Raw genomic sequence first — 13,934 nt, forward strand, 5'->3', positions numbered from 1 at the left:
CACGTGCTGCGCATCTCCGCCAGCACCGTCCGGGACCGCTGGCCGCTGTTCGCCGGGGCGCTGCTGACCGTCTCCCTGGGCGTGGCGCTGGTCCAGTCGTCGGTGCTCGTGCTGCTCTCGACGGGCGAGCCGAAGATCCCGCCGGGCACCTCCGGCAGGACGGCCGAGCAGATCCGGGAGGGGTACGTGGGGGCGGCGACGCTGCTGGGCATGGCCACACCACTGGCGATGTTCCTGGCGGTGTTCATCGTGGGCTCGACGTTCGCCTTCGCCGTGGAGCAGCGGCGCAAGGACCTGGCTCTGCTGCGCATGCTCGGCGGGAGCCGTCCCCAACTGGTCAGGCTGCTGCTGGGCGAGGCGTTCCTGCTGGGGCTGGCGGGCAGCGTCCTCGGGATCCTGCTGGGCGTGCCGGGCACCTGGCTCCAGGCCCGGCTGCTGATCGGGATCGGGCTGCTCCCCCGCGACTTCTCCGCGCACTGGTCCCCCGGGGTCCTGCTGCTGTCACCGAGCGTGGGCATCGGCGTCGCCGTCTTCGGGGTGCTGTCGGCCTCCTACCGGGCGGCCCGGGTGCGTCCCTTGGACGCCCTACGCGACGCCCCGCGCGCGACCCGGGTGATGACCGTCGGCCGCTGGCTGTCGGGCCTGTCCTCGCTCGCGCTGACGATCATGCTGGTCACGGCCGGGCACGGCGCCGACCTGCTCGGCGTCCTGCTGATCGCGATGGGCGTGTCGGTGTTCGGGTCGATCGCCCTCAGCGCGCTGAGCCCCCTCGCCGTCCCGCTGGTCGGCCACGTGCTCGGGACCGTGCTGCGCACCGGGGTGCTCGGTGAACTGGCGCAGGCGAACCTGCGCGACGCCGTCCGGCGCAGCGCCTCGACGGCCGCGCCCGTCATCGTCCTCGTCGGCCTGCTCGTCGGCCTGACCGGCGCGCTGAACTCACTGGCCCGCGCCACCGGCGCGGACCTCGAACGGATCACCGCCGCCGACCTGGTGGTCACCTCGACCGGAGCCGCCGCGGCCCGGCTCCCGCAGGTCCCGGGCGTCGCCCTGGCGTCCCCGCAGAGCCAGGTCGAGATGTCGGTGACGTCCCGGCATCGTGTGGGCCAACGCTCCTACCGGCGGACGCACCACTCGGGGATCACCGCCGTGGACGGCACCGCCTACCGGCGCACCCACCGCCTCACCCTGCTCTCCGGCTCCCTCGACGCGCTGCGCGGACGCACCATCGCGATCGGCCCCGGCATGGCCGGCACCGGCGTCCGCAGCGGTACGGCCACGGCACGGATCGGCTCCAGCAAGCTCAAGCTGCGCACGGTCGCGCGCCTGCCGGAAGTACTGGAGAACGGAAGCGACAACTTCCTGGTGCCGCGCGACCTCGTCCCCGCCGAGATGCTCGCGGGCGCGCCCACCGAGACCCTGGTCCAGGTCGCGCCCGGGACGTCGCCGCAGGCCGTCGCCGCCCGGATCCGCGCCGCCGGACTCGGCGAGGTGCGCACCCTCCACGAGTGGGCCGACGCCAGAGTGGCGGACCAGCAGCGCGGCACCACGGGGATCATGTCCGTCCTGATGGGCATGTCCGGCCTGTACGCCGCCATCGCGGTCGTCAACGCCGTCGTGATCGCCGCCGCCGAGCGCCGCACGGAGTTCGCCGTCGCCCGCGCCACCGGCCTGACCCGCGCCCAGGTCGTCCGGATGGCCGTCATCGAGTCCGCCGCGGTCACCTTCATCGGCCTGTCCCTGGGGGTCCTGGTCGCGGCGGGGGCCTTGGCGGGCTTCCTCCCGGCGATGCAGGGCGTGCGTATCCTCGCCGTGCCGTGGACCTTGCTCGGATTCCTGATCGCAGTGTCCCTGGCCGTCACCGCGGCAGCCGCCGCCCTCACCGCCCTGGCCGCGACCAGGCCGTCCCCCACGGCCCTGGTCGCCGCCCGCGACTGAAGCCCCACGTGAGCCCGTCCATAGGGCGGGGTCGGGCCATGCGCTCGACCTCCCCCGGGCGGCGTCAGGCGGACTCGGTGGGAAGGCCGGCCTCCACCCAGTCCTGGATGCCCTCGCGGTACTTGCGGACGTTGGTGTAGCCGAGGCCGGTGAGCCGGTCGGCGACCTGCCCGCTGTTGGCGCACCCCGGGTTGGAGCAGTAGGTGACGATCGCGGCGTCGCGGTCGGGGAGCAGGGACGGCGCCCGGGCGTCGACGTCGGCCAGGACAAGCTCGCGGGCGCCGGGCAGGTGCTGCTTGGCGTAGTGCTCCCCGCCCAGGGTGTCGAGGACGGTCACGGAGCCCGCCTCGATCGCTGCCTTCAGCTCGTCGCGGGTGATGAGTGCGGTCATGCCGTACCCTCCAAGAGTTTAGGACTGCGGTCCGGTTATTGCCATCGTACCGGACTGTAGTCCGTTTACAAGGCGCCGCAGAACCCGAAGCTCGCGACGAGAGCCCGATCGGGGGCCTACCAGTCGGCCACCCGCCCGTCCGGCGAAGGTGGGGGGAAGCGAGGTCGCACCCCAGGGGGTCGGGTGCGTCCGCTCGCCGGACGGGCGGGGGTTCTAGAGGGTCGGCCGCGCCCAGACGACCTTGCCGCGACCGCCGCTGATGTGCCGGTATCCGCAGCCGCCGGTCGCCAAGAGCCGCACCAGCCCCCACGCCTCACACGCCTCCGACACGAGCGAACGCGTCAGATACACGCTCTCCGGATGTGCCCGCCACCGAAGCCCGAACTCGTTAGGCGCCTTTGACGGACGCTTGTCCCGCCTGTCCTGAATGCCATTCATCCCGGGCCATCCTTCTCCCTGAACCCTGCCCACACCTTCCCGCCGCCCGGTTCCGCTTGTCGCGTTTCAGTGATCCCCAAGCGAAGGATCTTGAATGGCACGAGTGGATCGCCTCGACCCCGATCACAACCTGCGGCACTGGCTGTCCGTTGACCTGCGGGTTTGGCGCGAAGAACGCAACCTTTCGCAAGTGGACGTCGCCTCGCTCTCTCCCCCGCCAGCTTCTTCCAGCTCATCACCCGCGCGAAGCGCGGAGATCTGGACATCTAGTGTTCTGCGCCTGAAATCCGTTGTGGCGTTCCACGGGCCGGCCGATGGGCCCCGCCTCGGTCGTCCGCCCTGGATCCTCCTGGACAAGGTCCATGAGGTGGTCACGCTGACTTTTGAGCAGACGCCGCCGGACGCAACGCACTGTTCGTGGAGCCCAAGCCCGAGCACCGGCCGGCCTGCGCGCTTTCGGACTGAACGGTGCGAGAAAGCCGTCAGGAGAGCAACGCGGCGGCGATGGTCCGCGCGCGCCAAGCGGCATCGGGAGTGCCCTCCCGCAGCGCCGTCACGATCGCACCGTCGATGAGCAGGATGAAGGCTTCGGCGAGCGCGGCGTGGTCGGTTCGTCCCGCCTCCGCGAGCAGTTCGTCCAGGTAGGCGCTGACCTTCTGCTTGTGCTCCACCGCCACCAGGTGCGCGGGGCTGTCGACATCGGCGGCCTCGACCATCGTGTTGATGAAGGCGCAGCCGCGGAAGTCACGTCGGCCGAAGCGCTCGGCCAGGGCGGCGAAAACGGCCAGAGGGCGCTGCTCGGCCGGCGCGCCGATCGCCGCGACGCTGTCCGCCAGCCACCGGCGCCAAGCACTGTCACGGTGCCGAAGGATTTCGACGACCAGGTCGTCCTTCCCGGGGAAATGGCGGTAGAAGGACGCCCGGCCGACGCCCGAAACCTCCAGGATGCGCTCGATGCCAACAGCGCGGATGCCCTCGGCGTAGAAGAGTTCCTCCGCCGTCGACATCAGGCGTTCGCGGGCTCGGGTGGGCATGCCGTGAGAATACAGGCCCGCTTGACCGAAACGGAACTGAGCAGTACCGTCCTGACCGCCAGACGGTACCGATCGGTACCGTCGCCATGTCAAGGATGAGGCTGCCATGCCCCGGATCCCCCAAGCCACCGTCGAGGAACAGCGCGAACTTCTGGACGCCGTGCAGAGGCAACTCGGCCGAGTGCCGAACCTCTACCGATCGATGGCCGCCAGTCCGGCGGCACTGCGCGGTTACCTGGCGTTCCGTGACGCTCTCACCCGCGGTGTGCTCGGCGCGCGCACAGGTGAGCTCCTCGCGCTGCTCGTCGCCGCCGAGAACTCCTGCGCCTACTGCGTGTCCGCGCACACCGTGCGGGGCGGCCTGATGAAGATCACCGAAGAGGAACTCCGCGCGGCGCGCCGGGCGGAGTCAAAGGACCCCCACACCCAGGCCCTCCTGCGGACCGCCCGCGAGATCATGCGCACCCGCGGCCGGGTGGCCGATGAGGTACTCGGACAGATACGGGACGCGGGAGTCACCGACACTGAGCTCGCCGAGGTGACGGCACATGTCGCGCTCCACACCTTCTCCAACTACTTCAATCACCTTGCCCGACCGGAACTCGACTTCCCCCAAGCACCAGACGTTCAGCAGGAGGAAGACTCAGGGATGATGATGGCGACCGGATGGCGAGTGGCGACCGTGGTCGAACTCATCGACGGGTACACCGTGCTCGACGCGGCCGGTGAGGCGGTGTCCACCGTCTGCGATGTGCGGATCTCGTTCGAGGGTGGTTTCGCCCACATCGACGTGCCAGGGCAGACTTCTGTCCAGGTGGTCTCGGCCCCGGCGGTACGACGGATCGCCTATCCCCACCCGTAGGCCACCGGCACCGGCTGCAACGCCGCGTTGCCGTCGGAGCGGCTCGGCTCGTCCCAGATCGTCAGCGTGGACATCGACCCCGAACTGGTCAACGCTGCCCGAGACCGGCTGGCCGAAGGTAGAGATCGCGCGTTGCGCATGTGTCGTTCGCCGCGCTCGGCAGCGGCCATGTCAGGACGATGAGGACGGTGACCGCCATCGGGGGTTGCGACGGACGCCGATGTCCTCCAGCGCGACAGGGTTTCCTGCTTCACTGCGCAACTCGACCCGGACGGCGGTACCGGTGTCGTGTTCGACGTGCAGAACCGGTGGACGGCCGTTGTGGAGGTGCTTGTCGCCCCACTGGATGAGGCCGAGGACGGCCGGCAGTAGGTCGCGGCCCATCTCGGTCAGGACATACTCCTCGCGAGTGCGGTCACCCTCGTCTCGGTAGGGGCGCTTGGCGAGGAGACCGGCCTCGGTGAGCTGGCGCAGTTGCTTCGCGGCGGCCCGTTCGGTGATGCCGACGCGCTGCGCGAAGCCGCCGAAGCGGGTGGTGCCGTAGTAGCACTCGCGCAGTATCAGCAGCGCCGACCGGGTTCCCACGACCTCCAGGGCCTTGACCAGCGAGCAATCGGCGGGTTTCCAGGATCCGAGGTCGGCGAGCGCGCCTTCCATGACAGCAGACATGGCCCCCATGCTATCCGCGGTGACTGAACCGGGATATAGTCAGCGCCTGCTGGCTATACCAAGGGTCAGTCAGCATGTCGCTGGCGAGTTCGACCGGCGGACCCAGGACCCCACCCGGATTGGAATCCCTCATGCCCCCTGACGCACTGACGGCCCGGACGTCACCGGCCCGGATTGAACGCCCGACCGCCATCGTCGTCGTGCTCTGCGCGGCGGCGTTCATGGCCATGCTCGACGTCTTCGTGGTCAACGTCGCGTTCACCGCCATCGGGCGCAGCTTCCCGGGCGCGTCGTTGCCGGACCTCAGCTGGGTTCTCAACGCGTACGCCATCGTCTACGCGGCGCTGCTGATCCCGGCCGGACGTCTGGCCGACCGGCACAGCCGCAAGAGGGGATTCCTGGTCGGCCTGGCCCTGTTCACCCTGGCCAGTGCCGCGTGCGCGTTCGCTCCCTCACTGTGGTGGCTGGTGGCGTTCCGAGTTCTGCAGGCGGCCGGCGCCGCCGCGCTCACCCCGGCCAGCCTCGGACTCATGCTCACCGCGCTGCCTCCCGAAAGGCGCGCGGGCGCGGTGAAGATCTGGGCGACCACCAGTTCCCTCGCCGGTGCCCTCGGCCCCGTCGCCGGCGGCGTTCTGCTCCAGGTGTCCTGGCACTGGATCTTCCTGATCAACCTGCCCGTCGGGCTGCTGGCCTTCGTCGCCGCGCAGCGCCTGGTCCCGGACAGCCGTGACGAGTCCGTCGTCCGGTCGCCCGACCTCACCGGCGCGGCCGTCCTCGCCGTCGCGATCGGCGCGGCCGCGCTCGGCCTGGTGAAGGGCGACGAATGGGACTGGGCGGACGCCAGGACCCTGACCGCCTTCGGCGTCGCGATCCTCGGCATCGCCGTCATCGCCGCCCGGATCTCACGGCGTCCCGATCCGGTCATCGACCCGGCGCTGTTCCGGGTGCGGACCTTCGTGTGGGCCAACGTCACCGTGCTGGTGTTCTGCACCGCGTTCGGCGCGCTCTTCTTCAGCGTCGTGCTGTGGCTGGAGAACGCCGCCGGGTTCTCCGAGATCCGCACCGGACTCGCCATCGCTCCAGGGCCGCTGATGGTGCCGATCTTCGCTGCCGTCGGCCAGCGACTGGTGCGGCGTATGCCGGTCGGTCTCCTGGTGGCCCTGGGCAATCTGCTGTTCTGCGTCGGCACGCTGATGCTCGCCGCGGGCGCCTCCACCGACCCGCGCTACCTGACGCAGATCCTGCCGGGATGGATCATCGTCGGCATCGGCATCGGCCTGGCCCTGCCCAGCATGATCGGTGCCGCCACGAAAGATCTGCCGAAGACCCAGGCCGCCACCGGCAGCGCCGTGGTGAACACCTGCCGGCAGCTCGGCTACGTCCTCGGCGTCGCCGTCCTGATCGCCGTCCTCGGCTCCCTCGACGGCTCGTCCGATCACCTGCCGACGACCTTCCGGCACGGCTGGTGGTTCATCGCCCTCGCCGCGGCCCTCAGTGCCGTCACCGCGCTCGGCATCACACCCGTGCGCGCGACCCGCCGGTCCAGACCGGCGGCTTGACCGACGACGTTCCGCTCGTCGCCGCCCTACAGGAATTCACCTCAGCGGGCGGGCTAAACAAATGGTAATTACCCAGTCGAAGCGGCGTACACTGAGCCTTTTTCAGCGTGATGAGGTCTCGCGGATTTGCAGGGTGTGGATGGCCTTGGCGAGGCGGGCGGCACGATGGAGGCAGCAGCGCAGCTTCAGCAGGATGAGTTTGGGTGCGCGGGCGGCGAGCAGGTCGACGGCCTCGCTGACGTAGCGCCACGCGGTGGGGATGAGACGGCGAATCCGGCGCCCAGCTCGGCGTAGGTCTCGCCCTTGCGCAGGTAGACCAGGGTCATCAGTGCCTGCGTTCCCGGGGGTAGGCACCGGCCCTTGCTGCCGAGGGCCTGGCGGTGGCGGCGGACGACACCGGTGGCGTAGGCCAGGGTCGATCAGCGCACACCGAACTGCCGCTGAGAAAGGCTCAGTGTGAGTCGGCACCGCCCATGCGGCATCTCTGCGGGCCGGAATACTCAGACTCCCCCTCGCGCCAGGGGCGGGAGCGCCCTGCGGGCTTGACATGCGGTGGGCCGCGTCCGGAAGAATCGGGGGCCGGCGGGGTTGATCAGTGGAGGCTTTCATCAACGAGTGGGCGCGGGAGTGGCTGCCTGTACACCTGGAGCGTATGGAGGACAAGCTTCCGGATACGGTGACCTCTCGGGAGACCTGGCGGTGGCTCGCCCATCCGAACCTGATCGACCATGTTGTGCGAGCTCCGGTCCCGGTCACGCCCGGGCGGATTATGCACCATACTCAGACGTTCGGGCAGCTGTTCCTGATGATCAGTTCCTTCCCGTCGGCGAACTTCCGGAAGATTCGCAAGAAACTGCTTCCGGAGGGTTACATGGCGATGCTGGATCCGGTGATGCACTCGTCCGGTTTCTCCAGCGGCTCGGTGGACCTCGCGCATTGGCTGCTGTTCAAGGACGAGGACGGCAGCGCGCTGGTGCTGCTTTGCTACCTGGCGGCCAACCGAGAGGCGATCCCGCTGCTGCCGTTGGAGTTGCTGTCCTCCAAAGAACGCCGCCAAGTCGGTTCTTACATCATCTGATGCTATGAGGAGCGGGGCCTCCGATCCTCGTGACGGTTCCGGTGTCCGGGCGGACACCGGGGTCATCACACCAATCCGCTCAGGGATGGAGGCCGTCATGTCCTTCGTGGTCCTGCACGAGGGCCGCTGGCCTTCGGGCCCGGCATGACTGACCCTTTTTCATCCTCAGGTGAGCTCGTAGTTCTGCAGGACGGCGATGGCCTTGACCAGGTGGCCGGCCTTGCTGGGGCTGCAGCGGAGCTTGTGGAGGATTCGCCATGATTCGAGCTGGGCGTTCGCGCGTTCGCCGGGCCCGCGGAGCTTGGCGTGCGCCCGGTTGGCCTGCTTCTGCGACTCGGGCTTGTTCTTGCCCTTGTAGGGCGGGATGACGACCGAGGCTTCGGCTCCTTGGTAGGACTTGTCGGACAGGGTGAGGATTCCGGCCTTCTGCAGCGCGCGCAGGATGCCCCGGACGCGGACGGCGGTGAGGTCGTGGATCTTGCCGGGCATCGTCCCCGAGGTCCAGGTCGCGGCGTCCGCCTCCTGCCGGCTTCGAGCCCGCCCGTCCGGCGAGGTGGGGGGAAGCGCGGTCGCACCCCAGGGGGTCGGGTGCGTCCGCTCGCCGGACGGGCAGGGGTTCTAGAGGGCCAGCCGCGCCCAGACGACCTTGCCGCGACCGCCGTCGATGTACCGGTATCCGCAGCCGCCGGTCGCCAGGAGCCGCACCATCATCAGGCCCCGCCCGCCCTCGGCCTCGACATCGGTCTCCGGCATGACCGGTGGCGCGTGGGACGGATCCCACACCCGGAACTCGACGGCACCGTCCAGGAGTGTGACCCACGCCTGGATCTCATGCCCCTCGACGGCGTGCACCACGGCGTTCGTCGCCAACTCCGACATGATCGTCCGCCCGACATAGTCGAGATGCGGCAACCCCCACGCCCCACACGCCTGCGACACGAGCGACCGCGTCAGATACACGCTCTCGGGATAAGCGCGCCAGCGAAGCGCGAACTCGTCGGGCGCCTTCGACGGACGCTTGTCCCGCAAGTCCCGAATGCCATTCATTCCGGTCCACCTTTCGTGACCAATCTCTGGCGAAAGAATGCCGCCTCCAGATACAGTCAGCATCATTCAATCAACCGACCTGTACTTTGGGGATCTTGATTGACTTCCGCGAATGACCTTGATCCAGACAACGATCACTGGCACTGGCTTGCCTCTGACCTGCGCATATGGCGCACAGAAAGGAACATGACACAGGAAGCCCTGGGAAGACTTCTGGGTGTGACTAAATCTCACGTTTCGAACTGGGAATCGGGCCGCGAAAACCTACCCATGAAGCACGCCGAAACTTTAGACCTGGTTTGGCGCACTCGCGGCCATTTCACCCGGCTTCGACGATTAGCCGTGAGAACACACGACCCAGGCTGGTGGTCCCAATACACTCCCTTGGAGGCGAAAGCGACCTGTGTGAGCTACTGGGCACTCGCAATCATCCCTGGGCTGCTCCAGATCGAGGACTACGCCCGAACGCTGCTTGAAGATGGCCAGATCATTGAGGACGTCGAAGCGGCCGTTGCGGCACGCATGGCGAGGCAAGCGGTCCTCCAACGAGAGAGGCCTCCCGAGCTGCGCATCCTGCTCAACGAGGCGGCGTTAGAACAGCCGGTCGGCGGACCTGAGGTCATGCGACAACAGCTCACCCATCTGATAACCCTTAGCCACAGACGAAACGTCATCCTTCGCACTGTGCCACGCGACGTGGGGGCGCATATCGGCCTGGACGGCTCGTTCACCCTTCTAAGCGGAGGAAACTGGTCTGCGGCCTACATGGAAGCGAATACAGGTGGCAGACTGACGCACGACCCCACGATGCTTGACGACTTCGTAAGGCGCTTCGACCTCATAGGCTCGGAAGCCTTGTCAGCGTCCGCCTCACGGAGTCATGTCGCCCGGATTATGGAGGCCATGAAGTGATCGAATGGCGGAAGGCCAGTCGGAGCAACGCGTCCGGAAACGAATGCGTGGAGGTAGCCGCTCTCGCAGAGGGACGCGGCATCAGAGACAGCAAGGCACCCGAAACCGGCCACCTCACCCTAACCTCCACAAGCTTCGCCCAGCTCATCACCCGCGTGAAGGGCGGAGACCTGGACCTCTAACCCTCCCGCCAACGCGGACGGCCTCGCCTTCGACCTACGGTGAAATCGACTGGTCGAAGGCAAGGCCCCAGGGCCGGCCCACCAAGCGGAGGCCATGCAGTGAGCGAGCCGATATGGCAAAAAACCAGCTCTAGAGGACCGTCCACCATGACCGAGAGCCCGTTGGTTCACGCTCGTGACCGCTTCCCACTCGGCCTCCCGGGGCACGTTGTGCCCGTCAGCGCCCAGCAGCCGACTCCCGACGCTCGCCCGTGGGGAATGGACCAGGCCGTCGATCCCGCCCCGGTCCGGGCCATGGGCAAGCACGGTAAGCCCACCAGCACCCGGCAAGAGAAGGTTGCAACCGAGTACACCGACGACAGCAAGACCAAGAAGGACGACTACACACAGACGGTGACCGACTGATGCCAGATTCGCTGGTTCTCCTGCTCGCCGAGCAGGACGACGGGGAAGCGGCATACGTCCGTGATGCGCTCGCTCAACGCGGCGCCCGCGTGATGCGGTTCGACACCGCCTCGTTTCCGTCTGCGTCCAGCGCGAGTTTCCGCCTTGCCCGCGAAGGATGGCGGGGACGCCTCACCACGCCCGACGGAGTCATCCCACTAGAAGACGTCACGGCGGTGTACTACCGGCAACCGCAACCGTTTCGATTCCCGGCCACCTTAAGCGAGCCGGAACGGCGATTCGCCACCGTGGAAGCCCGGTTCGGTTTCGGCGGGGTGTTCATGTCGCTGCCCGCCCGTTGGGTATCGCACCCGGCACGGTTGGCCGACGCCGAGTACCGGCCGCTCCAGATGGCCACAGCCGCCCGCTGCGGCTTCACCCTCCCCGCGAGTCTGCTCACCAACAGCCCCAGCGACGCCGAGACGTTCGCCCGTTGCTGTGAGGGCGTGGTCTACAAAGCCACTATGCACAAGCTGGTCAGCGAGGCCGACCGGGTGAAGCTGATCTACACCACACCCGTGGACCCGGACGCCCTCGACACCCGGGTGTCCACCACCTTGCACCTCTTCCAAGCCAACATCCGCAAAAGCCATGACGTCCGCCTGGTCGCCACCGCCGGCGGCCAGGCGCACGCTGTCGCGATCTTCACCGAAGACCTGCACGGACGTCAGGACTTCCGCACCGCCTATGACACCCTCAGCTACGCCGTCATCGCCGTCCCCTCCGACGTGGCCGATGCCTGCCACGCCTACCTCTCGGCGCTCGACCTGGCGTTGGGTGTGTTCGACTTCGCGGTGACCGACGACGGGGCATGGTGGTTCCTAGAATGCGGCCCCGGCGCCCAATGGGCCTGGCTGCAGGAACGCACTGGGGCACCCATCTCCGACGCCATCGCCGACACCCTTCTAGGGGCCGCAGCATGACCGTCCCACCCGACACATGGCGAACCCACGCACAAGCCCTAGCCGATTTGCTCAGCGACCAAGGCGCTATCACCGAGCCTGTGTGGCGCAGGACAGTCGCCCGCGTTCCCCGCCACGTTTTCGTCCCCGCCTTCTACTCCGACGACGACCCGCCCGACCTGGTGGACGCCACGGACCCGCGCTGGCTTCGACTCGCCTACTCCAACGACACGCTCGTCACCCAGCGCAAGGAACACCCCGATCAGCCCGGCATGCTGTGGTCCACCAGCTCCAGCACCCGCCCGAGTCTGATGCTCCGGATGTTACAGATCCTGGACGTGGCCGACGGCATGAGCGTTCTGGAGATCGGCACCGGCACCGGCTACAACGCCGCGTTGCTGTCCGAGCGGCTCGGCTCGTCACAGGTCGTCAGTGTGGACATCGACCCCCACCTGATCAACCTAGCCCGGAAGCGGCTGGCCGATGCCGGCTATCACCCCTCACTCATGGCGGGAGACGGCGCCCGGGGTTGCCCCGCCCGCGCTCCCTACGATCGGCTCATAGCCACCGTGGCCACCGAACGCGTCCCGAACACATGGGTGGACCAGACCCGCCCCGGCGGCATCGTCCTGGCCGACGTCCGGCCGCGCGGCATGACATGGGCCGGGGCACTCGCACGCCTCACCGTGGCCGACGACGGCACCGCGACCGGCCCTCTGGTCTCCTGCACCTGGGGATTCATGTCCGCCCGTCGCGACGTCGCGCTACCCGGCATCCCCGAAGGCGTGCCCATCGACACCAGCACCGCCCATACCCGCACCAGCGACGTCGGCCGCAACGCCCTCCGCACTCCTGGGCTGTCCCTGCTGGTCTGGCAGCGCCTTCCCGGCGTCAACGCCTTCCCTGGTACCACCACGACCCGGCTCACCACTCCTGACGGCTCATGGGCGAATATTTCGGGCGACGCCCCCGCCAAGGTCGAGCACGGCGGCCCATCCGACATCTGGCGTCAAGTCGAAAACGCCCACGCCTGGTGGACCGCGCACGACCGCCCCGACGTCGAAGCGTTCGGCCTCACCATCGGCCACGACCAGCACCGCCTGTGGTTCCAGACGCCCGAAGGCGAGAGCTGGCCCGCCCCCGGACAGCCGTAGCCGCTCAGCAGGCGCACATCCCCTCGCGTCCATGGCCGCCGTCCGGGTCGCTGTAGATATCGGTCTCAGCGGCCGCACCGTCCACCACCAGCAGAGGCTCATGCCGCAGCAGGAACCCGAAGTTCCGCGACCGCCTTGCCCGCTCTCCGAACGAGTCGGCCATATCTCATCACCTCGCACCCCGAGCATTACGACGAACGTTGCAGGATATCTACTTCGCCGTATTCTTCCTAGGGGTCTGCCGACTTGGGCATCAACTTCCTTAGCGTCCCAGTCAGTCGGGGGCGCCGTCGACCGTTAAGGGGTGCGCCCCCGTGAAACCACGGGCTATTTCCACTGAGGGTCACGGTTTGCCGTCTCAAGCGGGCCAGATCATTCAGAGGCACCAGCGCATGCGCCGCCCGGCCGTACGATTTCTGAAAAGCTTGGAGGGAATCTTGAAGATCGGTGCGGTCGACAGCCTAGCGACGAACGTGGTCATCCCCGGATCGGCCCAGGAGCCGATCGATGTCTACATCGATCATTTCGCCCTGCGTATGGCCATCGTGGAACGCGCGGGGGCAAGAACTGTCGGCTCCGACTGGGACGTAGCCGGTGTCTACGCACTCCTCGACCCCACCGCCTCCGACGGAACGTGGGGCGCCTACGTAGGCAAGGCTCCTGCGGGCATCAGATCTCGGCTATCGACCCACCTCAGCCAGAAAGACCACTGGTCGCGCGCTGTCCTGGTACGCAGGGACACTAAGTACGGCTTCCACTCGGCCCAGGTCGGATGGCTTGAGGGGCGCCTGTACGACCTCCTCAACGCGGCCTCGAGCGCCCGTCTCCACAACATGCGCCGCCCGGTCGACGAAACGCTTCCGCCACACGATCGCCAGATGCTCGAATCCTGCGTCATTCCGTTCGTCCGCGTCCTGCGTCTCCTCGGCTACGACACCGCGCCGCCCAGCGTGAGAACCGAACAGACGCCCCTCGCCCCGCAAATGTCGAGCGGTGACGGCAAGAGGGTCAGGCGGAGGATTCACGGCACGGTGCGAGACCTCCTGGTTGCAGGCCTCCTTGAACCACAAGCGAAACTCGTCTCCACCAGCCGGGCTCACCCAGCTGAAGCAACGGTCTTGCCCGACGGGCGCATCGAGCACGACGGGCGCATCTTCGGCAGCCCCTCGGGCGCGGCCGACTATGTCACCCAGGGTGACGAGAACGGCTGGACATTCTGGGCGGTGAAGAGCGAGACCGGCAGGATCACCCTCGCGTTCCTCCGAGAGCGTCTCAACGCGCCCTCCGCAGACTGAGCCGCGAAGGAAGCGTTGTGAGCCACCCGCCA

General features: G+C 68.0%; 16 protein-coding genes and 2 pseudogenes. 10 read left to right on the plus strand and 8 right to left on the minus strand.

Annotated features, from left to right (window positions below):
- The first annotated feature begins 3 nt into the window (after positions 1 to 3).
- The gene (locus tag CHC11_RS29320; protein ID WP_089315082.1) at positions 4 to 1,935 is read left to right on the plus strand and encodes an ABC transporter permease; all 1,932 of its coding nucleotides are present in this window, start codon (positions 4 to 6) and stop codon (positions 1,933 to 1,935) included.
- Between the two features lie 64 nt (positions 1,936 to 1,999).
- Here CHC11_RS29320 and CHC11_RS29325 read toward each other — a convergent pair whose 3' ends face one another.
- The 3 genes from CHC11_RS29325 to CHC11_RS29330 form a co-directional block, all read right to left on the minus strand.
- Entirely contained in the window at positions 2,000 to 2,326 is a 327-nt protein-coding gene (locus tag CHC11_RS29325) for a rhodanese-like domain-containing protein (protein WP_089315083.1), read from the minus strand.
- 213 nt (positions 2,327 to 2,539) lie between these two features.
- Positions 2,540 to 2,677, minus strand: coding sequence for a hypothetical protein (locus tag CHC11_RS41675; RefSeq protein ID WP_179279064.1), 138 nt, complete (start codon positions 2,675 to 2,677; stop codon positions 2,540 to 2,542).
- A 569-nt stretch (positions 2,678 to 3,246) separates the two neighbouring features.
- The gene (locus CHC11_RS29330) at positions 3,247 to 3,798 is read right to left on the minus strand and encodes a TetR/AcrR family transcriptional regulator (protein ID WP_089315084.1); all 552 of its coding nucleotides are present in this window, start codon (positions 3,796 to 3,798) and stop codon (positions 3,247 to 3,249) included.
- A gap of 106 nt (positions 3,799 to 3,904) precedes the next feature.
- Here CHC11_RS29330 and CHC11_RS29335 point away from each other — a divergent pair, with 106 nt between their 5' ends.
- A complete protein-coding gene (locus CHC11_RS29335; protein ID WP_089315085.1) occupies positions 3,905 to 4,660 on the plus strand; it encodes a carboxymuconolactone decarboxylase family protein in 756 nt (251 codons plus the stop codon).
- Between the two features lie 171 nt (positions 4,661 to 4,831).
- On the opposite strand, the gene CHC11_RS29340 is transcribed toward CHC11_RS29335, so the two are convergent.
- Positions 4,832 to 5,329 carry a winged helix-turn-helix transcriptional regulator gene (locus tag CHC11_RS29340; protein ID WP_179279065.1) on the minus strand — a complete coding sequence of 166 codons (498 nt, stop codon included), beginning with the start codon at positions 5,327 to 5,329 and terminating at the stop codon, positions 4,832 to 4,834.
- Positions 5,330 to 5,460: 131 nt separating this feature from the next.
- Between CHC11_RS29340 and CHC11_RS29345 the strand changes: the two genes are divergently transcribed.
- On the plus strand, positions 5,461 to 6,888 hold the full coding sequence (locus CHC11_RS29345; protein WP_089315087.1) for an MFS transporter: 1,428 nt from the start codon (positions 5,461 to 5,463) through the stop codon (positions 6,886 to 6,888).
- 195 nt (positions 6,889 to 7,083) lie between these two features.
- On the opposite strand, the pseudogene CHC11_RS42935 reads toward CHC11_RS29345, so the two are convergent.
- Positions 7,084 to 7,301: pseudogene (locus tag CHC11_RS42935) on the minus strand (helix-turn-helix domain-containing protein); the annotation flags it as partial.
- A 182-nt stretch (positions 7,302 to 7,483) separates the two neighbouring features.
- Here CHC11_RS42935 and CHC11_RS29355 point away from each other — a divergent pair.
- Complete coding sequence (locus CHC11_RS29355; RefSeq protein ID WP_089315089.1) at positions 7,484 to 7,966, plus strand: hypothetical protein; 483 nt, start codon at positions 7,484 to 7,486, stop codon at positions 7,964 to 7,966.
- A 165-nt stretch (positions 7,967 to 8,131) separates the two neighbouring features.
- On the opposite strand, the pseudogene CHC11_RS29360 reads toward CHC11_RS29355, so the two are convergent.
- Together CHC11_RS29360 and CHC11_RS29365 are read right to left on the minus strand one after the other, a co-directional pair.
- Positions 8,132 to 8,518 (minus strand): annotated as a pseudogene (locus tag CHC11_RS29360) (transposase family protein); the annotation flags it as partial.
- A 66-nt stretch (positions 8,519 to 8,584) separates the two neighbouring features.
- On the minus strand, positions 8,585 to 9,013 hold the full coding sequence (locus CHC11_RS29365; RefSeq protein ID WP_089315091.1) for an ATP-binding protein: 429 nt from the start codon (positions 9,011 to 9,013) through the stop codon (positions 8,585 to 8,587).
- 99 nt (positions 9,014 to 9,112) lie between these two features.
- Here CHC11_RS29365 and CHC11_RS29370 point away from each other — a divergent pair, with 99 nt between their 5' ends.
- From CHC11_RS29370 to CHC11_RS29390, 5 genes are all read left to right on the plus strand, one after another.
- Complete coding sequence (locus tag CHC11_RS29370; RefSeq protein ID WP_281258384.1) at positions 9,113 to 9,925, plus strand: helix-turn-helix domain-containing protein; 813 nt, start codon at positions 9,113 to 9,115, stop codon at positions 9,923 to 9,925.
- On the plus strand, positions 9,922 to 10,107 hold the full coding sequence (locus CHC11_RS29375; protein WP_089315093.1) for a DUF397 domain-containing protein: 186 nt from the start codon (positions 9,922 to 9,924) through the stop codon (positions 10,105 to 10,107). Before CHC11_RS29370 ends, CHC11_RS29375 begins: the two co-directional genes overlap by 4 nt.
- Positions 10,108 to 10,254: 147 nt before the next feature.
- Complete coding sequence (locus tag CHC11_RS29380; RefSeq protein WP_089315094.1) at positions 10,255 to 10,512, plus strand: hypothetical protein; 258 nt, start codon at positions 10,255 to 10,257, stop codon at positions 10,510 to 10,512.
- Positions 10,512 to 11,474 (plus strand): MvdC/MvdD family ATP grasp protein, encoded by a 963-nt coding sequence (locus CHC11_RS29385; RefSeq protein ID WP_089315095.1) that lies wholly within the window; start codon positions 10,512 to 10,514, stop codon positions 11,472 to 11,474. Before CHC11_RS29380 ends, CHC11_RS29385 begins: the two co-directional genes overlap by 1 nt.
- A gap of 80 nt (positions 11,475 to 11,554) precedes the next feature.
- The gene (locus CHC11_RS29390) at positions 11,555 to 12,607 is read left to right on the plus strand and encodes a methyltransferase domain-containing protein (protein ID WP_179279066.1); all 1,053 of its coding nucleotides are present in this window, start codon (positions 11,555 to 11,557) and stop codon (positions 12,605 to 12,607) included.
- 4 nt (positions 12,608 to 12,611) lie between these two features.
- Here CHC11_RS29390 and CHC11_RS41680 read toward each other — a convergent pair whose 3' ends face one another.
- Positions 12,612 to 12,770 (minus strand): hypothetical protein, encoded by a 159-nt coding sequence (locus tag CHC11_RS41680; RefSeq protein ID WP_179279067.1) that lies wholly within the window; start codon positions 12,768 to 12,770, stop codon positions 12,612 to 12,614.
- Positions 12,771 to 13,044: 274 nt separating this feature from the next.
- Here CHC11_RS41680 and CHC11_RS29395 point away from each other — a divergent pair, with 274 nt between their 5' ends.
- The gene (locus tag CHC11_RS29395; protein WP_143227363.1) at positions 13,045 to 13,902 is read left to right on the plus strand and encodes a restriction system modified-DNA reader domain-containing protein; all 858 of its coding nucleotides are present in this window, start codon (positions 13,045 to 13,047) and stop codon (positions 13,900 to 13,902) included.
- Positions 13,903 to 13,934: the final 32 nt, after the last annotated feature.

It is taken from the genome of Actinomadura mexicana, assembly GCF_900188105.1.
Lineage (GTDB): Bacteria > Actinomycetota > Actinomycetes > Streptosporangiales > Streptosporangiaceae > Spirillospora > Spirillospora mexicana.

Coding starts and splice junctions, on each gene's coding strand:
- CHC11_RS29380 (WP_089315094.1), top strand. CDS start 10,255: ATGACCGAGAGCCCGTTGGTTCACGCTCGTGACCGCTTCCCACTCGGC.
- CHC11_RS29340 (WP_179279065.1), bottom strand. CDS start 5,329: ATGTCTGCTGTCATGGAAGGCGCGCTCGCCGACCTCGGATCCTGGAAA.
- CHC11_RS29330 (WP_089315084.1), bottom strand. CDS start 3,798: ATGCCCACCCGAGCCCGCGAACGCCTGATGTCGACGGCGGAGGAACTC.
- CHC11_RS29385 (WP_089315095.1), top strand. CDS start 10,512: ATGCCAGATTCGCTGGTTCTCCTGCTCGCCGAGCAGGACGACGGGGAA.
- CHC11_RS29365 (WP_089315091.1), bottom strand. CDS start 9,013: ATGAATGGCATTCGGGACTTGCGGGACAAGCGTCCGTCGAAGGCGCCC.
- CHC11_RS29335 (WP_089315085.1), top strand. CDS start 3,905: ATGCCCCGGATCCCCCAAGCCACCGTCGAGGAACAGCGCGAACTTCTG.
- CHC11_RS29345 (WP_089315087.1), top strand. CDS start 5,461: ATGCCCCCTGACGCACTGACGGCCCGGACGTCACCGGCCCGGATTGAA.
- CHC11_RS41680 (WP_179279067.1), bottom strand. CDS start 12,770: ATGGCCGACTCGTTCGGAGAGCGGGCAAGGCGGTCGCGGAACTTCGGG.
- CHC11_RS29325 (WP_089315083.1), bottom strand. CDS start 2,326: ATGACCGCACTCATCACCCGCGACGAGCTGAAGGCAGCGATCGAGGCG.